Annotated in this window: 1 protein-coding gene; it reads right to left on the bottom strand. The window is 62.6% G+C overall.

All coding sequences use genetic code 11. The annotated features are described in order from the left end of the window. Positions 1–174: DnaB-like helicase N-terminal domain-containing protein (locus MKK70_RS30935; RefSeq protein WP_409568226.1), on the bottom strand; the 174-nt coding region annotated here is incomplete at its 3' end. Positions 175–329 lie beyond the last annotated feature (155 nt).

Here is a 329-nt window from a genome sequence, read left to right as displayed (position 1 = left end):
GGCGCCGTGCATCAAGTTGACGAGGTACTGCCCGACCGTAACGCCGCCGAGTTCGGCATCTCCCAGGACCGCCTTCATCAGCCCCAGGTCGATCGCCTCGCCGGCATCTCGACGAACGACCATCGCGGCAAATATTTGCTGATGGACCAGGTCCGAGAAATCTTCCGGCTGGATGAAATCCCAAGCCCGGTCGATCGCATCGTTGTGGTGGTGGATGGCGCCGAGCAGCCCTTGTTAAGACTCCACTGCGGTCGGCGGAACGGCTTCGAGCGAAGCGGCGAGCGCATTCATTGCGACACCTCCCGCTCGGCGGCCTTCAGAGCCTCGAT

The sequence above is a fragment of the Methylobacterium sp. E-041 genome, assembly GCF_022829665.1.
In the GTDB taxonomy this organism is placed as follows: Bacteria; Pseudomonadota; Alphaproteobacteria; order Rhizobiales; family Beijerinckiaceae; genus Methylobacterium.
The sequence above is the reverse complement of the archived record's forward strand: the minus strand, read 5'-3'. Positions and strand labels throughout refer to the sequence as shown.